The 19,309-nt window shown below is 35.2% G+C and carries 15 protein-coding genes; 3 read left to right on the forward strand and 12 right to left on the reverse strand.

Annotation, left to right across the window (positions count from 1 at the left end; translation table 11 throughout):
- Window positions 1-120 precede the first annotated feature (120 nt).
- The 3 genes from EG339_RS22710 to EG339_RS22720 all read left to right on the forward strand — a co-directional run bounded on the left by EG339_RS22710 (window position 121) and on the right by EG339_RS22720 (window position 2,375).
- Window positions 121-705, forward strand: a complete 585-nt coding sequence (locus EG339_RS22710; RefSeq protein WP_123872288.1) for a 1-acyl-sn-glycerol-3-phosphate acyltransferase — start codon at window positions 121-123, stop codon at window positions 703-705.
- Window positions 706-756: 51 nt separating this feature from the next.
- On the forward strand, window positions 757-1,185 hold the full coding sequence (locus EG339_RS22715) for a PaaI family thioesterase (RefSeq protein WP_123872289.1): 429 nt from the start codon (window positions 757-759) through the stop codon (window positions 1,183-1,185).
- A 221-nt stretch (window positions 1,186-1,406) separates the two neighbouring features.
- On the forward strand, window positions 1,407-2,375 hold the full coding sequence (locus EG339_RS22720) for a chorismate-binding protein (protein ID WP_123872290.1): 969 nt from the start codon (window positions 1,407-1,409) through the stop codon (window positions 2,373-2,375).
- Between the two features lie 482 nt (window positions 2,376-2,857).
- Here EG339_RS22720 and EG339_RS22725 read toward each other — a convergent pair whose 3' ends face one another.
- From EG339_RS22725 to EG339_RS22780, 12 genes are all read right to left on the reverse strand, one after another.
- Entirely contained in the window at window positions 2,858-3,055 is a 198-nt protein-coding gene (locus EG339_RS22725; RefSeq protein WP_066694630.1) for a hypothetical protein, read from the reverse strand.
- Window positions 3,056-3,060: 5 nt separating this feature from the next.
- The gene (locus EG339_RS22730; protein ID WP_123872292.1) at window positions 3,061-3,663 is read right to left on the reverse strand and encodes a MarC family protein; all 603 of its coding nucleotides are present in this window, start codon (window positions 3,661-3,663) and stop codon (window positions 3,061-3,063) included.
- A gap of 44 nt (window positions 3,664-3,707) precedes the next feature.
- The gene (locus EG339_RS22735; protein ID WP_123872294.1) at window positions 3,708-5,447 is read right to left on the reverse strand and encodes a BatD family protein; all 1,740 of its coding nucleotides are present in this window, start codon (window positions 5,445-5,447) and stop codon (window positions 3,708-3,710) included.
- On the reverse strand, window positions 5,447-6,193 hold the full coding sequence (locus EG339_RS22740; RefSeq protein WP_123872296.1) for a tetratricopeptide repeat protein: 747 nt from the start codon (window positions 6,191-6,193) through the stop codon (window positions 5,447-5,449). Before EG339_RS22740 ends, EG339_RS22735 begins: the two co-directional genes overlap by 1 nt.
- A 99-nt stretch (window positions 6,194-6,292) precedes the next feature.
- Entirely contained in the window at window positions 6,293-7,300 is a 1,008-nt protein-coding gene (locus tag EG339_RS22745; protein WP_123872298.1) for a vWA domain-containing protein, read from the reverse strand.
- A complete protein-coding gene (locus tag EG339_RS22750) occupies window positions 7,300-8,289 on the reverse strand; it encodes a VWA domain-containing protein (protein ID WP_123872300.1) in 990 nt (329 codons plus the stop codon). Before EG339_RS22750 ends, EG339_RS22745 begins: the two co-directional genes overlap by 1 nt.
- Window positions 8,282-9,178, reverse strand: coding sequence for a BatD family protein (locus EG339_RS22755; protein WP_123872302.1), 897 nt, complete (start codon window positions 9,176-9,178; stop codon window positions 8,282-8,284). Before EG339_RS22755 ends, EG339_RS22750 begins: the two co-directional genes overlap by 8 nt.
- Window positions 9,179-9,234: 56 nt before the next feature.
- Complete coding sequence (locus tag EG339_RS22760) at window positions 9,235-10,098, reverse strand: DUF58 domain-containing protein (protein ID WP_123872304.1); 864 nt, start codon at window positions 10,096-10,098, stop codon at window positions 9,235-9,237.
- Window positions 10,099-10,201: 103 nt separating this feature from the next.
- Window positions 10,202-10,657 (reverse strand): GNAT family N-acetyltransferase, encoded by a 456-nt coding sequence (locus tag EG339_RS22765; protein WP_123872305.1) that lies wholly within the window; start codon window positions 10,655-10,657, stop codon window positions 10,202-10,204.
- Window positions 10,657-11,661, reverse strand: coding sequence for an AAA family ATPase (locus EG339_RS22770; protein ID WP_066694641.1), 1,005 nt, complete (start codon window positions 11,659-11,661; stop codon window positions 10,657-10,659). The genes EG339_RS22765 and EG339_RS22770 overlap by 1 nt, the downstream gene beginning before the upstream one ends.
- A 435-nt stretch (window positions 11,662-12,096) precedes the next feature.
- A complete protein-coding gene (locus EG339_RS22775; protein WP_123872307.1) occupies window positions 12,097-12,651 on the reverse strand; it encodes a hypothetical protein in 555 nt (184 codons plus the stop codon).
- Between the two features lie 6 nt (window positions 12,652-12,657).
- Window positions 12,658-19,308: an RHS repeat domain-containing protein gene (locus EG339_RS22780; RefSeq protein ID WP_164466479.1), complete on the reverse strand. Its 6,651-nt coding sequence runs from the start codon at window positions 19,306-19,308 to the stop codon at window positions 12,658-12,660.
- Window position 19,309 lies beyond the last annotated feature (1 nt).

Raw genomic sequence — 19,309 nt, forward strand, 5'->3', positions numbered from 1 at the left:
TTCGTAATGAAAATCGTAGATTTAATCAACGGTTTGTTTTAAGAGCAATAATATTTCAATATATTTGTAAAAGTATAACCAATATTTGGTTATACTTTTTGTTTTTTAATCCAAGAATCTATGAAAAAGCTGATAGGCAAACTGATGTTAAAATTATTAGGATGGAAAGTTGTTCTCCAGGGTGATGTTAACGTCCTGAACCGATGTATCCTGGTAGTAGCACCACATACCCACAATATGGAATACATTTTAGGAAATTTTGCCTACTGGTCCTTAAATAAACCTTTAAAAATTATCATCAAAGATGCCCACACCAAAGCATGGTATGGAGGCATTGTAAAGGGGCTTGGAGGTATCGGCATTGACAGAAGCCAGAAAAATGACCTGGTGAATTTTGTAGCCAATCAATTTGCCAAGGAAGATTTCAGCCTTGTGATCACTCCGGAAGGAACAAGAAGCTGGGTTCCGAAATGGAGGAAAGGATTCTACCACATGGCTTTGGCCGCAAAAGTTCCTATTGTACTGGCTGCCGGTGATTTCAAGAGAAAAATTGTATACCTGGGCTATACTATTCCTTACGAAAGAATTGCATCTGTTCCGTTTGCTGAAATCATGCAGGAAATTCAGGATTATTATGTAAAAAACGATATTGTGCCTAAGGTTCCGGCCAACTGGAATCCCAATATTATGGGTACGGGAGAGTAAAAAAATATTCCCTTTTCATCATTATCAATCATCTCTTATCTATTATAAAAAATGAAAGGTCAGACAAAAGAAGAAATATTAGCATTCATCAATAACTGGGGTGATGAAACCCTGGCAAAAGCAATGGAAATCAAATTCATTGATATCGATCTCGAAAATGAAACCCTTACCGCTACCATGCCGGTGCTTCCGAGAACGCACCAGCCTTTTGGAATTATGCACGGTGGAGCAAGCTGTGTATTAGCTGAAACATTGGGGTCAAGCCTGTCTAATATTTTCATTGACGGTGATAAATATTATGGTGTAGGAACCAATATCAACTCCAATCACCTGAGAAGTAAAAAGGATGGGATTGTAACAGCTACTGCGCGCTTCATCAGAAAAGGAAAAACAATGCACGTTTCCGAAATTGAGATCAGGGATGAAAAAGGAACGCTCATCAATCATACTACTATGACAAATAATATTATTCATAAGTAGATTAAACCACATAAAAATAAAAAAAGCTCACTTTTTGAGCTTTTTTTGTCTCCATACTGCAACTATTTGTTTTTTCTGTTTCATGTACAATGTTAACTTAAAAAAACAGCTCCTATAATTTTGACATCTTTCAGACTAATAATACCTTTGCAGAAAGGAAATCAACTTCGGAATTTCCTAAATTATTTCCGGTAGTGATTTTCAAAATCTGTTCATAACTCATGATTTATTTCAAACTTCCCTTCAACGAAGGACTGCATACTGTAGAGGAAACAACCGATAGAAACGCTGTGGATTTTTATTCTTATAACAGCCTTCATAAGATCAGCTTTAATGGTAATATTATCAAATTTGATCCTGAAAAGTTTAAGGACGTTTCCATCTCTAATGAAATCCTGACAAAAGATAGAACGGATTTTACAGCAGAAACCAAGGAAGAATATTGCAGGACCTTAGAGCAGGTGATTGAAGTTATTAAAGAAAATAATCTTCCCAAACTGGTATATTCAAGAAGAAAGATCTTTACAGACTTTAATAAGGTTGATTATAAGGCTAGTTTTGACAATTTATGTAAAACTTACCCCAATGCTTTCAGATATTTGTTTAATGATGGGGAAAATGCGTGGATGGGAGCCTTTTCAGAAGTTTTGGGTATGTTTAATAAGATCACCCATGAGTTTGAAACCATGGCTCTGGCAGGAACTCTTCCAACTACTGAAGAATGGACGGAAAAAGAGATTGAAGAACAGAAACCCGTCACCACTTATATTCAGAATATTCTTAAAAATTATTCAGCCCAGGTTGTACAGTCTGCAACATATGATCACGTTTCCGGAAATATCAAGCACCTTCGTACCGATTTTAAGACGATCATAAAACCTGACGATCTTGACAACCTGATTCAGGATCTCCACCCTACTCCTGCAGTGTGTGGTATTCCTAAAGACTTTTGTAATGAAAATATCAGAAAGTATGAAAAATTCCCCCGCGAATTTTATGCAGGTTATATTAAAGTGGAAACTGATGAGAATGTTCTTTATTTTGTAAATCTCCGATGTGCAAGATTGTACAAAGATTCTGTACATGTTTTTGTAGGTGGTGGAATTACTTCCCAAAGCAATCCGGAAAAGGAATGGACGGAAACGGAGCTGAAATCTGAAGCTATTTTGAAAAACCTCGTTGTTTCTTAAAAGAACAGGGAGCATTACTTCTTTATAACCACAGATTATCACAGATTTTCTTGGGAAAGCTTATTGAATCATGGAATATTTCAATAATAAGTTTTTGGCTAAAAACCAGATGAATTTTTAATGGGTTTATTTAGGCGGGCTAAAGCCCCTCTATTGATGCAAAGATCCATATGGATAATGGTTGTTTAGCGACAGTATCTTGTATCTTTCAAATTGTTACTAATAGCTTTATCGAGATTCCTACGGAATGACAAAAAAAGTTTTGGTCCTTAAAGTACATGATATAAACAGTATTTGTCATTCCGTAGGAATCCAAACTATTATTAATCCTATAAAAACTATTGAAAATTAAAGCCTGCCTTCCCCTATTGATGTTGATAGCCAAACGTATAATAGCTGGTTAACGATAAAATCTTTTATTTTTTATCCACAAAAAAACCTCCTTCAAAACGAAAGAGGCTATATCTATATAAATATTTAATTTACTTCTTTACACCAATTCGGCTCCAGGTATCCATTACAAAAAGCAGGATAAGACCTATTGCAGCAGCTGATGCAGAAAATACAAACTTAATGTTGTCTTCATCTGCGATAAGGTCATTCTGCCAGTTAATAGCATACAAATTAATAGCGATGAAAACGATGAACAGTACTAAAAATACTTTATAAAACTTCTTCATAATTTTTAAAAATTAACATAATTCAGCACCAATTGGGCAAAATTTGCAGTGAATAATTTAATTGAAATCGCTAAAAGAATAATACCGAAAACTTTCTGAAGAATCATCAAAGTAGCATCTCCTATTTTCCGCTCCAACCATTTCGCTGATTTCAGCACCAAATATACGAAAATTGTATTAAGAATGATTCCGCAAATAATATTAATATCATGAAATTCAGATCTGAGGGAAAGTGCTGTTGTTAATGTTCCTGCTCCCGCAACCAATGGAAATGCAATAGGTACGATGGATGCTGCCTTTGCTTCAGTTGTTTTATTGATCTCAATTCCTAAAATCATTTCCAGTGCTATGACAAAAATCACAAAAGCTCCGGCAATGGCAAAGGAATTCACATCTACTCCAATCAGTTTTAAAATTTTATTCCCTACAAACAGGAAAACAATCATAATTGCCCCGGCAGTAATCGCTGCTTTTCCAGCTTCAATCTTGCCAAACTTCTGCTGAAGGCTTACTATAATAGGAACTGAACCGATAATATCAATAACGGCAAAAAGAACCATAAAGCTGGTAACGACCTCTTTAAAAGAAAAACCATCAAAAATTTCCATCTCTTTGTAATTAAAAATTTCGCAAAAATATGAAAATAAATTAATTATTTGCTAATTTGTGAATATAAATTAACAATTGTTTTCAAAAGTTCTTCTATACCATCGTGAGATTTCACAGGAGAAAATTTCTCCATCTGAATTTTCTGTTGCAGCTTCGCATATTCTTCAGCTAATGAAGAACCTTTGTGTTTTTCAAGAAAAGTCTTAAACTCCGCAACAGAGCCTTGAAAATACTGATTCCTTACTTCCTGATCCAAATCCTCCAGTGTAACAAAAAACTTTTCATACTCTTCGTTATCTTTAAGGTTTTCAAGATAACCAAAATAATCATTGATATCCGTTTTCAGCAATTCTCTGATCTCTTTTTCCGTTTCAGCCACTGAACCCAATGGTTTTTGAGATACGGTTTCCCTAACTAATGTACGTTTTTTTTGCCAAGTTTTAAATAAAAGATATGCAACAAATAAGCCTAAAAGAATAGCAATATTGGTTAAAAGAATATTCCAGTGGAATTTACTTTTCTCTTTTACTTTAAATGAAGTGGTTTTCAGAACCGGAGTATCTACTGTTTCCAAAAGGTTATTGGTATACTCATTCACTTTTTCTACTGTAGAACGAGCCTCCAATACCTGATCGTGAGAAAGTGCGTTTACATCCAGTTTTTTCTGTCCCATATCCACATATTCTCTGTTCTCGGGATTAAAGAAAGCGAATGGTTCTGTCTTAATAGAAATAATACCTGATTTATTAGGAATTACTACATAATTAGCTAAAATCTCTCCTTTTATTCCGGATGTACCCGGTGAAACTTTTGAAGTGATTTTTGGGGCAAAAACTTCATAGTCTGGTGACGCTGCAATTTTCGGAAGTACCATATCCGGTAAATTTCCTTCTCCGGCAACCTTTACTACAACATTCAGTGGTTTTTTAGCCTCAGGCTTTTCTTTTGTAGTGCTATAAACACTCACATTGAAATTTCCTACTGCATTTGTAAAACCATCAGGCGCTCCTTCAGGAAGTTTTCTTACGTTAAGTTTTACTTTATTGGAAACTATTTTATTTTTATTGGAATAAGTACTTACCGATGCGGATACACCCGGAACCTCAACGTATCCGGCTTCATTCGGGAATACCATAAACATCGCCAATACCTGGGATGCCATATTTCCGTTATCAGACGGATCAATCTCCGATTTATTGAAATTGATAGGGTGTACATTGATATTGTCCTGCTGCGGAAGACGGATATTCTTTACTTTTCTGAGATTATCCATATTTCTGGAATATACTTTCAGGACAGCAATGGTAGGCTGGTCCTGATATACATCCCTGTCTTCAATCTCCATATTCAGATATACCTCATTAGACGTATTGCTGGCCAAAGATTTCTTTTCGACAATATCGCGTATATTAACGTCGAAGGGTTCGGTCTTGTAGATTCTGTTATTAACGGTAACCAGTACTGACCCGATTTTGATCTTTCCTTTTTTCTTAGGCTCAAGAGCAATTCTGGATACTTTTTGAGTAATAAGGGTATTGGTTGCGGGATCAATCACCGTATTGGTTACAGATCCACTGCCGATAATATTGAATTTTGAAAGGTCCGGAAGCTGGAAACCTGTCTGCTGAACAAGGTCACTTCCATTCAGTTCAAGAACGATGGTAAGGTTTACGATATCCTTGCCACCATACTCGGTTTTATCAGCATCAAGAGAAAGATTTACCTGTCCGTAAGTAATTACGGATGCTAAAGTAAGCAATATGTAAATCAATTTGTCTTTCATCACCAATCTTTCTCGTTGCTTTCGGGCATCGAATAAGAATTTTTATTTAAAATTCTTCTGGCGGTTTCTTTTTCTTTTTCGTTTATTTTATCTAAGAGCTGATTTTCAAGATTTTTTGGCATTCTACCCTCATTGTTCTGTTTCTGCTGAGGATTGCCCTGGTCACTTTTACCTTGGTTCTGCTGGCCATTTCCCTGATCCTGCCTTTGGTCTTTATTATCACCTTTCTGATCTTCACCTTTGTTCTGATCGTTACCGCTACCGCCTCCTTTTCCGGATTTATTCTGCTCGTTTTGGTTTTGCTGCTTTTCTTTTTCCTTCAGCTTGGCAATTTCATAATTTTTACGGGTAGCCTCACTATAGGGATTTTGTTTAAGCGATTTTTTATAATAATCGGCCGCTTTTTCCGGCTGATTCATCTGCATATAGGTATTTCCTAAATTATGAAGGGCAGCTGCCTTATCAGGAAGAGTCTGTGAAAGCTGCTGTGCTTTTTCGAACTCTGCTTTTGCTTCTTCATATTTTTTACTTTTGTATAGGGCATTTCCCATATTGTAGTGAGCTGTAAAATCTTTATCATTGGATTTTACAGCTTCCATATACTTGGAAGAAGCTCCATCATAATCTTTACCGTCAAATTTCTGATTGCCTTCATGAACTAAAGTCCTGTAATTTTCCTGCCCAAACAAAAAGCCTGAGAACGAGAAAGCAACTATAAACGATAAAAATATGGTTTTAGTATTCATTACCTGCAAAATTATTCCTTTATATGTTAAGAAACAGAGTTTTATTTGTTAAAATTGGGTTAAAGTACCTGTAGAATTTCTTCTATAAACAGCAGAAAATTATAGATTGAAATCATTTTTGGGATTAAAAATATAAATTAAAAAGAAAAACAGGATAGATACTGCTAAAAAATATTGATAATAATGATTTGCATTCTGTGATTTTACTAATGTTTCAGATCCTGAAGACTTCTTATTGATGGCATCAACAATCCTGTCCGGAGCTTCGTTGATATTATTTCCATCAATGTACGTTCCTCCTGTAGAGCCTGCCATCTTGTTCAAAGCCTCTGTCTGTCTTTTGGAAATAACAGTACTTCCGTTGACATCTGTTTTATAGCCCATCAGCTGTCCGTCATTATAAACAGGAACCGGCGCTCCTTCATCTGTTCCTATTCCTACAGAGGTAATGGTTATTCCTTCTTTATTGGCAAGTCTTATGGCTGCATTATCGTTCCCTTCATTATCTTCACCATCGCTCAATAATATAACTTTCCTTGATCCTTTGCTTACATTTTTGAATTTCTCAGCGGCTGCCTGCATCCCTTTCAGAAAATCTGTCCCCTGGATCTTCATAGAATTGGTTTCAATAGCTCCAATATAGGTTTCCGCAGAGTTATAATCTGTTGTTAAAGGCATAATGGACATAGCCTGCCCTGCAAAAATGACAATTCCGACCTTATCGTTTTTCATTTTTGACATGGTCTGCATCATCAGGTTTTTGGCTTCCGTAAGACGGCTTGGTTCAATGTCTTCGGCATTCATTGAGTTGGATACATCCAACATAAAGATCACGTTATTCAATCTCTGATTGCTTTTAACTTCTTCGGAACCATTCAGAAGATCAATAATTGAAAATATCAGAAATAATGTTCCCAACAGATATAAAGCAGGAAAAAATTTTGTAAATCCTGAATTCTTTTCAAATAAATGATCATGAAACTGGCTGGCTGCAAATATTTCTCTTTTTTTCTTTCTCCATTTTAAAAAACGGACCAAAAAGGAAGCTAACAGCGGCAGTAGCAACAGTAACAATAAATACCAGTAATTTCCTAAAGACCAACTCATCAGCTTAAAATTTTATAAAATACCCATCTTACTAAAGCATCCAGGACCAGTATTGCTAAAGCGATCCACAGGAAGATCTTGAAATACTCTTCATAGTTGTACAGCTTCGATACTTTTACATCTGATTTTTCCAACTGATTGATCTCATCATATACTTCTTCAAGACTGCTGTTGGAAGTAGCTCTGAAGTATTTTCCACCTGTAGTCTGAGCAATTTCTCTCAATGTATTTTCATCAATAGTCACCTCTGCTTCTGTAAAAATAAGGTCACCGAAAAAGTCTACGGCTGTTGGCATCAGGGCATAGCCGTTTGTTCCAATACCAATAGTGTATACTTTTATATTATTATTTTTTGCCAGTTCTGCAGCAAGTTGTGGCGGGATTGCATTTTCAATATTGCTTACGCCATCCGTCATCAGAATGATCACTTTGCTTTTGGCTTTACTTTTAATCAAATGATTCACTGCAACGGAAAGCCCTTCTCCAATGGCTGTCCCGGGTTCAAGACCTGTAGAGTTAAGATTTTTAATTTCATCAATCACTACCTGATGGTCTGAAGTAACAGGAACTTTAGTAAATGCTTCTGCAGCATAAGCAACCACTCCTATCCTATCATTGGGGCGCTTCTGAACAAATTTAACGGCAATATCCTTAAGAGCAGTAATACGGTCCGGATTTAAATCTTTTGCCAGCATACTGAGTGAAACGTCAATAGACAGCATAATATCTACTCCTTTGGTATCATCCCTATCCTGCGAAACGGTAAAGGTTCTGGGCCTTGCCATAGCAATAATAAGTGCTGAAAGTATGATATATTTTGATATCTTCAAAAAGAAAAGAACGCCTTGTATGCTGCTTATCCCCATATTTTTTATGGTAGGGACTTTTATACCTTTTCTTTTCTTTTTACCCGCATCTTTTATAATAAGAGGAATAAACAACAGAAAAAGCAGCAAAAACCACGGACTGTAAAACTCAAAATCAAACATCCTTTCTTAAGTTTTCGAATTCTAAATCTTGGGAAGATCTTTTCACAAAGTCTCTGATATCTGCGAAGTCTTTCTCCATAGTTACCTGATCCGGGAAGGTCTTGGCAAACTTCACAAGATCTCCTCTCAGGAATACTTCTTCTATAATTTTCTCGTTATCCTGAGAAATGGTATTATTCTTTTTCAATACGTCAATAAGGTCATCTGTTAAAAGAACATTTGCAGGAAGGTGATATTGTTTGGTAATAAAATTTCTTGAAATCTCAATAAGTTCCACATAAAATGAGCGGAAGTTACCACCTTCAATATATTTTTTCTTTTTAAGGGAATCCAGTTCCTTCAATGTCTGATTCGTAGCTACCACTGGTGAGCTTTTTGCTTTTTTACCCCATTTTACAATCATGATGATGGCAATAATAAGAGCAATGGCTGCTATTGCCGCCAGAATATAAAACTTGTACAGTTCCCAATAATCTTTAGCCTCAAGTTTTACCTCCTTATTTTTCATGATATCATTAATCTGATCTGCTTTCTGCGCCGTATTAATGACTTCTATTTCGTAAGGAATGGTTTTCAGTATCTTATCTCCGACTTTAAATTCCAGTTCAGGAATGGTAAACTTACCTTCATCAAAAACTGCAAATTCTATTTTTCTTTCATAGGAATTGGCATTTTGGCCGATACTGTCTTTGGTTTCTTCAAAGTGAAAAGGCAGCAACTCATTTTTAGCTGCAGAGCTTACCTGCTCATTATGTAGATTATCAATCTTAATAACAAGATGATTGATTTCTCCCAGAGCAATAGTTTTCTTCTCTACATTGGAGGATAGTATCTGTGAAAAAGCATTTGCACAGACTAGAAAAGATAGTATTAAAAGTATTTTTTTCAATGTTAAATAATAATAAAGGCTAAAGCCTGATGTTTATGGGCGGGAAAAACCCACCGTTATTTTTTCTGAAAATAATTATACAACAATTTTGAATAATCCGAGCCGGTATTTACATTCATAAAACTGGCCGAACTGTTGGCAAAATCTTCCTCCAGGGCTCTCAGCTTTTGCTTTTGAGCTTCTGCAAAGGTATATCTCCATCTTGCACTGGATGTATTGGCCCATATTTCTTTTCCTGTTTCAGCATCATACAGCAATGTGTATCCTACATCAGGAATTTCATTGTCTTTTTCATCATAGATCCTCATCCCAAGCAGCTGATGTTTCTTTGAGGCCACTCTCAGCATTTTAGAATCATATTCGTCCTGAAAGTCTGAGAACAGGAATACCAAAGATTTTCTTTTAAATATTCCCATCATATATTCCAGTGCCTTATCTATTTTAGATTCTGCCGGAACATAGTCTGCTGTAAGAATATTGCTGATAATAGAAAGAATATGCTTTCTTCCTTTTTGAGGCGGAATTACTTTATATACTTTATCTGCAAAGAGAATCAATCCCACTTTATCATTGTTTCCGGCGGCTGAAAATCCTAAGCTGGCAGCAATTTCTGCCACATATTCTCTTTTCAGCTGGGCTTTTGTTCCATAATCCATAGAGGCAGAAATATCCACTACAAGCATCATGGTTAATTCCCTTTCTTCTTCCATTACCTTTACAAATGGCTCACGGAAACGTGCGGTCTTATTCCAGTCTATTCTTCTGATCTCATCACCAAACTGATATGGGCGGACCTCTGAGAAAGTCATCCCCTGTCCTTTAAAGGCACTGTGATATTGCCCCATTAAAGCAGCCTCCGTCTTTTTTCTGGTACGGATTTCTATCTGCTTTACTTTTTTTACAATATCTTTTATCTGCATAGAGGCTTGTTATGTTTAAAGTTGAAAGTTTTGGGTTTAAGGTTTTTCGGAATTCGAGGGACAAGTTTCCGGATTCATATCCTACATCCTGATGCTTTAATTCTTACTTAAACTCAATAGATACATTCAACCATTCGTCATCAAACTTTGGACTGTATTTTTTATAAAAATTGATGGCAGGTTCGTTCCAGTTCAACACCTGGAAAACCATTCCGCTGTATGCATTGGATTTTCCATATTCTACTGTGGCATCAAACAGAAGCTTCCCTATCTGCCTTCCTCTCATTTTTTCGGTAACTACCAGATCTTCAAGATAGAGTCTTCGCCCTTTCCAGGTTGAATATCTGTCATAATACAATGAGATTCCAACAATTCCACCATTCAGCTCTGCAACAAAAGCGCCCCAGACCGGAGATTTTCCAAAGCCATCTTCGGTAAATTCATCCAGTGTTACTGTTACTTCATGGAGTGCCTTTTCATATTCTGCCAATTCTTTAATTAATTCTAACATGGAAGCACAATCCTCCTGAACTGCTTTTCTTATTATAACATCACTCATTATGGTGCCTGGATTTTTGCTAAAATTCTGTTAATGATCTCTTCCGTTGAGATTTCTTCGGCTTCAGCTTCAAAGGTTAAGCCCATTCTATGTCTCAATACATCCTTAGCCAATGCTTTTACATCCTCAGGAATTACAAAGGCTCTTCCTTTTAAGAATGCATAGGCTCTTGAAGCAATTGCAAGGTTGATGGATGCTCTTGGAGAGGCTCCAAAACTGATATAATTTTTAAGTTCTGATAAACCATAATTTTCTGGGTAACGTGTTGCAAAAACCATATCCAGAATATATTTTTCTATTTTTTCATCTAAATAGATCTGGTTAATCAGTTCTTTTGCATCTACAATATCCTGAAGTGAGATCACTGGTTTTACCGTTGGCTGATGGGAAGTTGAAACCATCCTCATCACCTGTCTTTCATCTTCAAAAGCAGGATAATCAATGGTGCACTTCAGCATAAAACGGTCACTCTGTGCTTCCGGTAACAGATAAGTTCCTTCCTGGTCTATCGGGTTCTGAGTAGCCAGTACCAAAAATGGTTTTGGAAGCTTCATGGTTTCATCACCAATAGTGACCTGCTTTTCCTGCATTACTTCTAAAAGTGCCGACTGTACTTTTGCAGGAGCACGGTTAATCTCATCCGCAAGAACAAAATTTGCGAATACCGGGCCTTTTTTTATAGAAAAATCATTGTCTTTGATATTGAAAATCATAGTTCCCACAACGTCTGCGGGAAGTAAATCCGGTGTAAACTGAATTCTTGAGAACTCACCATGAACAGCATCTGCCAGGGTTTTGATGGCTAGGGTTTTTGCTAATCCCGGAACTCCTTCAAGAAGAACGTGACCATTTCCTAAAAGCCCGACTAAAAGACGGTCTACCATGTATTCCTGCCCAATAATCACCTTGTTGATTTCCTGTCTCAGAAGAGAAAATAAGTAGTTTTTTTCTTTTACTTTTTCCGTCAACTGACGGATATCCTCGGCTTGATATGTATCTGACATAGCTTGATTTAAAATAAGTGGTAAATTTCTGATAAATACTTGCATTAATCAACATAATGAATGCCATATTTGAGTTAAAGTTTGTTAAAAATTCCGGGTTTAACAAATCTTTTTGAATTGGGAATACATTTTATTATGATAATCCTATTGCTACATTTAACCTTTTATAGTACTATTCAACTCATTATATATAAATTTACAACACCTTACAGTTAAAGATTATCAATAAAAACTAAAAGCTTACTGTAGTAAGAACATTATTTTTCGGATGGAAAAGATATTAGTATTTTGAATATATAAATTAAAAAAGAGGTGTCTCAAAGTGAGACAACCTCTTCTGTTTTACTAAAATACCATTACTCTTAATGAGATAATCCTTGTTTTCGAGCAGGAACTTAAAGTCAATAAGAGTATATTATTACAATATTTTTCATATTATTTTTTAATTTCTATATACCCATTTTCCGGATATTTTATTTTTTCATATTTACTATCATTAAATCTACTGCTTTCAAAAAAGACTATTTTATATTTTTCAGGATCTGAGGCTTTACAATTCAATAAATATTCGACTATATATTTTGCTTTTGGTGCAAGCTTAAATCCATATTGTTGCATATCTCTTGTTTTTGAAGAATCAATGCTTACAATTTGTTTCTTATTATCTTCTGTAATACAATAAGCCGTAACTCTGTCTGTGATAATATTAGGGATAAATTGTTTAGTAACTACATTATTAGATTCTTCAATATTTTGTTTTATGATTTCTTTTACAAAAAATAAACGTGGAGCTGGAAAATGTAATGTATCATTTCTCAAATTAGAAATAGAAATCTTTAAAACGTTTTTTTGAAATTTTAAATCACTAATAATTCCTTTAGAATTAACTGTATTTTTACTTATTTCAAAATCAATTATGCAATCTTGTTTATTTGTTTTATTCTCGCAAGAAAAAAAACAAATAATTATTAATGGTAGTAAATTTTTCATTTTTTATTAAGGATAAGTTTTAACACCTAATTTTCTATTAAATACAGGTAATAAGAATTTCTTTAGCATATTGAATTCTTTTAAATTATTACCCGTGATATTATTATTAATAGTATTTAAAATAATGTCTTTATCCATACCAATAGCTGGATTAGCTGGAAATTTATTAACTGCGGAAAGGTAATTTTCCAAATCATATATAGCAGCATGTCCTAAATCACCTATTGCTGTAGTATACGAACTGAATATTTTTTTATCGTGCAAATACTTTATAAAAGCATTACCACCATACATTGCATATGAGTGTGCAGTTTCATGTGCCATAGTTGTAAAAAGAAGTTCTTTTGAAGCAAATGCTGCCTTAGCATAATGAATAGTAGATTTCATTGTAAAAAAATTAGGTCTTGTTGTATATGCATAGGCTTTTCCGTTAGACATTTCGAAAAAGCCATCTGACGATTGAGAGTAATAGTCTGATCCTGCTACATCTTGTCCTACTCTATAACGATTCATTTGTGTAGAATCATAACCTGCCTCATGTCGCATATCTTTTAAAGTTTTATCTGAATATTCTAAAGAACTGTCTACATTTCCATTATTTTGCCCATCATAAAATTTAGCTTCAGGTTTCATTCCTCCATATTTTACAAAATAATTCACTGTATAACTCACCGCTGCCACTGCACCACCAATTACTGCTCCTTTTAAAATTCCCTGTAAAACATTCCTTTGGTTTACTACAGCGTCCACTGCACCTCCTGCTGCACCAAGGGCAGCGCCCTGCGCTACCGTACCCCAGAAACCATTTCCAAAGACATTGAGTGCTCCTACTCCGGAACCTATACCTCCGGTGACAAAAGAGGTAAGTACAGTTTTTAAGAACCCTGCTTTACTGGCATTCCCGGTAACAACTGCCATAGCTGTATAAATTAAACCACCAATGATAACACCTTTTAACGCCCCTAAAATTATAGGAATAAAAGCAGCAAAAGCAAACTCTCCACTCGGGTCACTAAACATCAATGGATTATTTAATACATATCCATATTTATTATAATTCTGGGTATTGTAAGTATCCTGTATATTTTCATCAGCATTTAAAAATCTTCTCAATAGAGGATCGTATAACCTGCCATTCATGTGGATGATTCCAACGTCCATAAAATGTTCATGACTAGTATAACCTCTGTCAATAAGTAAAGAAGTTTCAGCAATAAGTGCTTTATCTGTAATCACAGGAGCATTCCCTATTTTGAGATGAGTAAAATTACCCCAAGCATCAAAATGTCTTTGCTCAACTTTATTTCCGGCTTCATCACTGATCGCCAAAATACTTCCTATATAATCTTTATGCAAAAATTTATAAGACCCATTGCTCTCATTGTAATCTTTAACATAGATAATATTAGATTCATAAGGATTACCTCCGATGTATATGATATGCTTCTCCCTTAAATTTATAAGATCTACTATTACTTCAAAATCTGCATCTTCATTGTAAAATTTATTTAATATGCTTTGCCATGTAAGTTGTGGCTTACCGGGTATTGGAGAAGGTCTTAATTCTTCAATATAGACACTTTGTCTTGTGCTTTCTAGTCCATATCCAAAACTGACATGTGCTTTTTCCCCATTGATCTGTACCGGATCATTATTTTCATTGTAAACAATGCTTTGAATCAGGTCGTTGTTATAATTCTGTGTTCCGGCTGCATTCAGGTTCATTCCGGTAAGTTGATAAATCTTAGCAGAATTCTCAAACTTCATTATACCTACCTGATCGTTTTCCATAATCCTACCTTTCACATCATAAACATTCCTGTTTAAAGAAGGCTTAATACCAGTTACTGGATTTGTCCAGTTGACAAGGCGGTTGTTATCATCATAATCAAAGGATTCTACAATATTGAAGTCTCCTCCGGTAGTTCTGCTCTTCAATTCATTCTTAATTGCATCAAAAGAGTAAGAAAGCTGCAGGATATCTGGACTTACTTCCGACGAATGATTAACCTGAGTTAAGAAACCATTGGTATCATAAACATTATTAATGTCTACTGACCCTAATTTGGCTTTCATCACATGTCCCTTGGCATCAGCTTCTTTCAGCTCCCAAAGAATTTTTCCTGTCGTTTTATCCTTTATCTGGTATAATTCACCATTCCATGCACTGTATACATTTTCTATGGCAACTTTGGTAGTAACCCCTCCATGTAATTCTTTTTCATAAGATACAATCCTACCTTTATCATCATATGTAATCCCTTTCTGTATATAACTTCTACCATTACTACTCTCGGAAGTAGACAATACTCTTCCTTGCGGATCATAAGTAATATTGGAACTGAACGCCTGCCCTTTTATAGTACCTGATTTTTTGGTAAGCCTGCCTTTGGTATCATAAGTAAAGGTAATTAACTTATTAGTTGTCTGTCCGCCATCGATTGTGGATAGTTCTTTTTGGGTAATTAATTGTCCTAAATTATTGTATGTATATTCTTTTGTTCCTTTCGGGCTGGTTGTCTTTTTCGGCTGTCCAAATCCGTCATATTCATATTTGTACAGCCCGTTGGATGGATCATTAAATTCAGATTTCCTTCCCCATGAATCATACTTTGTCGTAACAATATTCTCACCATATTGTGCTTTAATCTGTTCTCCAGCTGCATTGTAAGCAAATGTGATTGTTCCACCTTTATCTGCTGAAGAAACTACATTTCCTAACGCATCGACAGTTTTAGATGTGGTTCTTCCATAACCGTTCAGTTCTTTAACGGTGGTGGTAAAACCTGAAACGGCAGTTTCCATTTGCTTCCCATTAAATGATGTAGCTACTACTTTGGCAGGGAATACAGAATCATCATAAGTAATGGTGTTCCAAAAATCTACACCCTGCCCTTCATAAAACGGCTCAGATTCTTTTATTTTTCTGCCCAGTACATCATATTGATTTGCTTTTAACACAAAGTAACCCTGATTGAAAGATTTGGTAGAAACCATGTATTCCTGTGCCAATGTATTGGTGTATTTCTTTGAAATATCACCATCGGGATCATTTTGAATAACGATCTTATTAGAAAAGAAGTCTTTTTCATACTGATAGGTAGTTGTTCCTCCTAAACTGGTATTGGTAGATAATAATTTACCCCAGTCATCATAAGTATTAGTAAGACTGTTACCAAGAGGGTCAGTCTGCGTTAAAATCTGCCCCCTGTTATTGTATGTAATATTTGTTTCTAGTCCTAAATTATCAATTTTCTTTATAACAAATCTTCCTTTAGGCTCATACAAGCTTGTTTCCGTTTGGGTTTGGGCATCAATACTGTTACTTATTACTTTTTGAGTAATATTTCCAAAACCATCATAACCATAGGTTTCCAATAAAAAACCTGTATTATCCCTATTCCACGTTTTTAAAGTTTTTAACACGTTATTTTCATAAGCATATTCTTCCTTAGCAGATTGGGTATCTCCGTAAGCGGAAGTCTGGTCGGTCTTTGTTTTAAGGCGGCCAATATAATAATCAGCACCAACTCCCGATGGGTTATGTGTATATTCATAAGTAGAGGTTACAATTCCATAACCACTATTTGTATTCGCTACACTCTGCACCGGAAGATAGTAATCCCCATAGGTTATGGTACTTTCTGTAACCGTTCCGGTTAAAAAGTCCTTTTTCTTATTGGATTTAGGAATAATAGCTGTTACTATTTTCGGTTTATCGGAAGCTGTTACAATAGTTACTACTTGTCCGTTAAACAGCTTATCCGTTTGGTACAAGGTTGACTTAAAGCTTAGCAGTTGTGTATTATTCTCAGAAATGTCTGCCGGAAATATTTGGTTCTCATTATTCGTTCTGATACTCCATTCTTTAACAGGTAATCCATCATTGAGTGGATCTATTTCCACACCGCTCCATATTTTGGTATTCTCAAAACCATCCGCATACCAGGAAGACCGAGCGGTTTGGCGATAGCCTATCACTCCTTTTCCGTGCAAATTGGCTATATATCCTCTATACCGGAAATCCTGTTTTCGTCCTGCCATTCTGATCTGGGATACCGCAAAAGTTTGAGATAGTCTATCCATTTCTACATAAGGATATGGCTCTTTCTTTACCGGAGCATAGATATTGGCATTGATAGCAGGATCAAGCTCTTTGTAATCTATATCATATTGAAGGTTTGCCTGTGAGATGGAAGAGACATTCTTATCTGAATTTAAATTATAGTGCTGATAGCTTACAAGTTTTCTCTCATTGGAAGCTGTAGTAGATTTTAATAAAAACAGCACTTTGGATGAAGAGTTGTTCACTCTGAAATCTCCGAATAAAGGACTTACCACTGACTTTGGCCTTTCGGAAGACATCAGCCTTTTCTCATTAAAACGCCATTTAAACTCACTGTCATATGGATTATAGTACGGTTCTGAATAGCTGTCCAATCTCCAATTAACTTGGAGGTTGGTATTGATATTACTGAAAAAAGTGTAGGAATTTACAATTTCTCCTTTTCCATCATTATCAAGATCTATAATGGAAGTTGTTGAAATAATATCAGGTCTTGATACAATATCTTTTTTATAAAGCATCAATCCTTGTAAGCTTTCTTCTAAATTGACTCCAGTATTCAAATAAATAGACCATCCAGGAGTATATTCATCATTAACCGCATATTCATGAAGAGGAAGCAGTACTTCTATATTTTTATCTCCGTTCAGATCACCAAATTGTATACCGTCTGCCAATCCTTTAACTGTATGATTTTTCTTTAGCTCAATGGTATAATTGTTATTCTGCTTCTTTAATTCATATTGCATCAAGTTATTTACCGGAGTGCCTGATGTTTTTGATCCAACACTTCCATTAATATAACTTTTGGTATAGAAGGTAGCATTAGTGTTTGTCCCCGTAGGATCAATAAAAATGACATCTTGTTTTCCGTCATTATCAAAATCCATAATTCCACCCTTGCCAAGGATATTTTTTGGAGTTGTTCCGGGAATAATATGAACTGTATTATTCTGTATATCGTCATTATCTACAACTATATACCTGTACCCTAACGACTTGCACTGCCACCTCCCTTTAGGTGGATCAGGAACAATGACAACATATTTGCATTTTTTATCCTCTATTGACATAAGCAATTCTGACATTCCATCGGAATCAATGTCAACTTCTTTTAAATTTAAAGAATGAGAAACCTCTAATCCTCCCATATATCCAGGGTCAGTTTCAGGTGGATATAAAGAACTATTATATAGATAATTTGTTGATGGTACCGTTTTGGAATACTCTAAGACTAAAGGATTATTATAGGTATTAAGTACCGAAGCATCACTTTTTATAGAGTAATATTTTAGCTCTACATTTCCTGTAGAGGGAGGATTATATTCATTGTTTGTCTTTGAAATAATCAATCCTTGCTTTGTTTTAACATAATTATCTGCTGATTTTATATTAAATGTGGTAAAGCTACTGCTCGGCCAATACGTACTCGAAGAGCCCAAATATACAAAAGACGGGCTGCTACTGTTAACTGCATCAAAATAAATATAGTATCCATCAGGTCTACCATTTTGTGCTGGCTGCATCACAATGAAATCTACTAAGCCATCTCCATTATAATCTCCTGTAGTCACAATATTATTGAAGTCTCCAAAATTACTTTCACTTGTAGATGTTGCTAAAGGTTTTGTAGAGAATGTAACAGGGTTGGCATCTTCTCCGGCTGAGTTTGTCTCAATAACTTTTTCAACAAAATCATAGTTAATTTTATTATTCGGGTCATTATTTATAATATTCTGTGTTGTGGAATATTGTATAGAATAATTTTTAAATAATTGATTATTAGAAAGTACAGTAACTTGTGACAGTCTTTTATCCTGAATTAATGAAACTCCTTTGATATAAGAAGATTCCTTAACATTCCTTAAACCATAAAAAAAATTAACCTGATTAAAATGAGTTTTTCCTAATTCTTCATTTCCTCCCCATTGGATATTGGATAAAAGAGAAATATTACCACTTTGGGTATAATTATAAGAAATATAATTTCCTTTTTTGTCTCTCCATTTTACAATATTGTATTCTATTGGAGATCTGGCTGTACTGTTTCCAGAAGAAACACCTCCATACCAAGCCTGGGAACCATCTTCAAAGGTTATTTCCCAGTATTCCGGACCTTGCCATGGTAATCCGGTAATTGAGCCTAAAGACTTAATTTTTGCGTTAGAATACTTTTCAGTAACGTATTCTGCTCCATTTTTCCCATATTCTCCTGTCTTTAAGATCAATCGTTGCCCATTAAAACTATAATAATCGGAGTAATCCAATTGAATTCCTTTCAGTTCACCGTCTTTATCAATGGTCCTTCCAGTTCTTGTGATTGTTGTAATTCCTGAGACACTCCAACCAAAACCAGCGATTCCATTTCCCGAGCTGCTTAAATATGTCATATCCAGGTTGGGAGCAGTATCTTTAATACCTGGTGGTAAAGCAATAGGAACTGTATATTGTAACTGTCCTGATGAAGTAACATCAATACTTCCTTTGGTATCATGAAAACTCTGTCCTAAAACTATCTGTGAAAACCCCAATATACAGGATAATATAATATTTGAAAATAAATTTATTTTCTTGTTATAAAATTTCTTCATA

The organism is Chryseobacterium bernardetii (genome assembly GCF_003815975.1).
Classification (GTDB): Bacteria; Bacteroidota; Bacteroidia; order Flavobacteriales; family Weeksellaceae; genus Chryseobacterium; species Chryseobacterium bernardetii.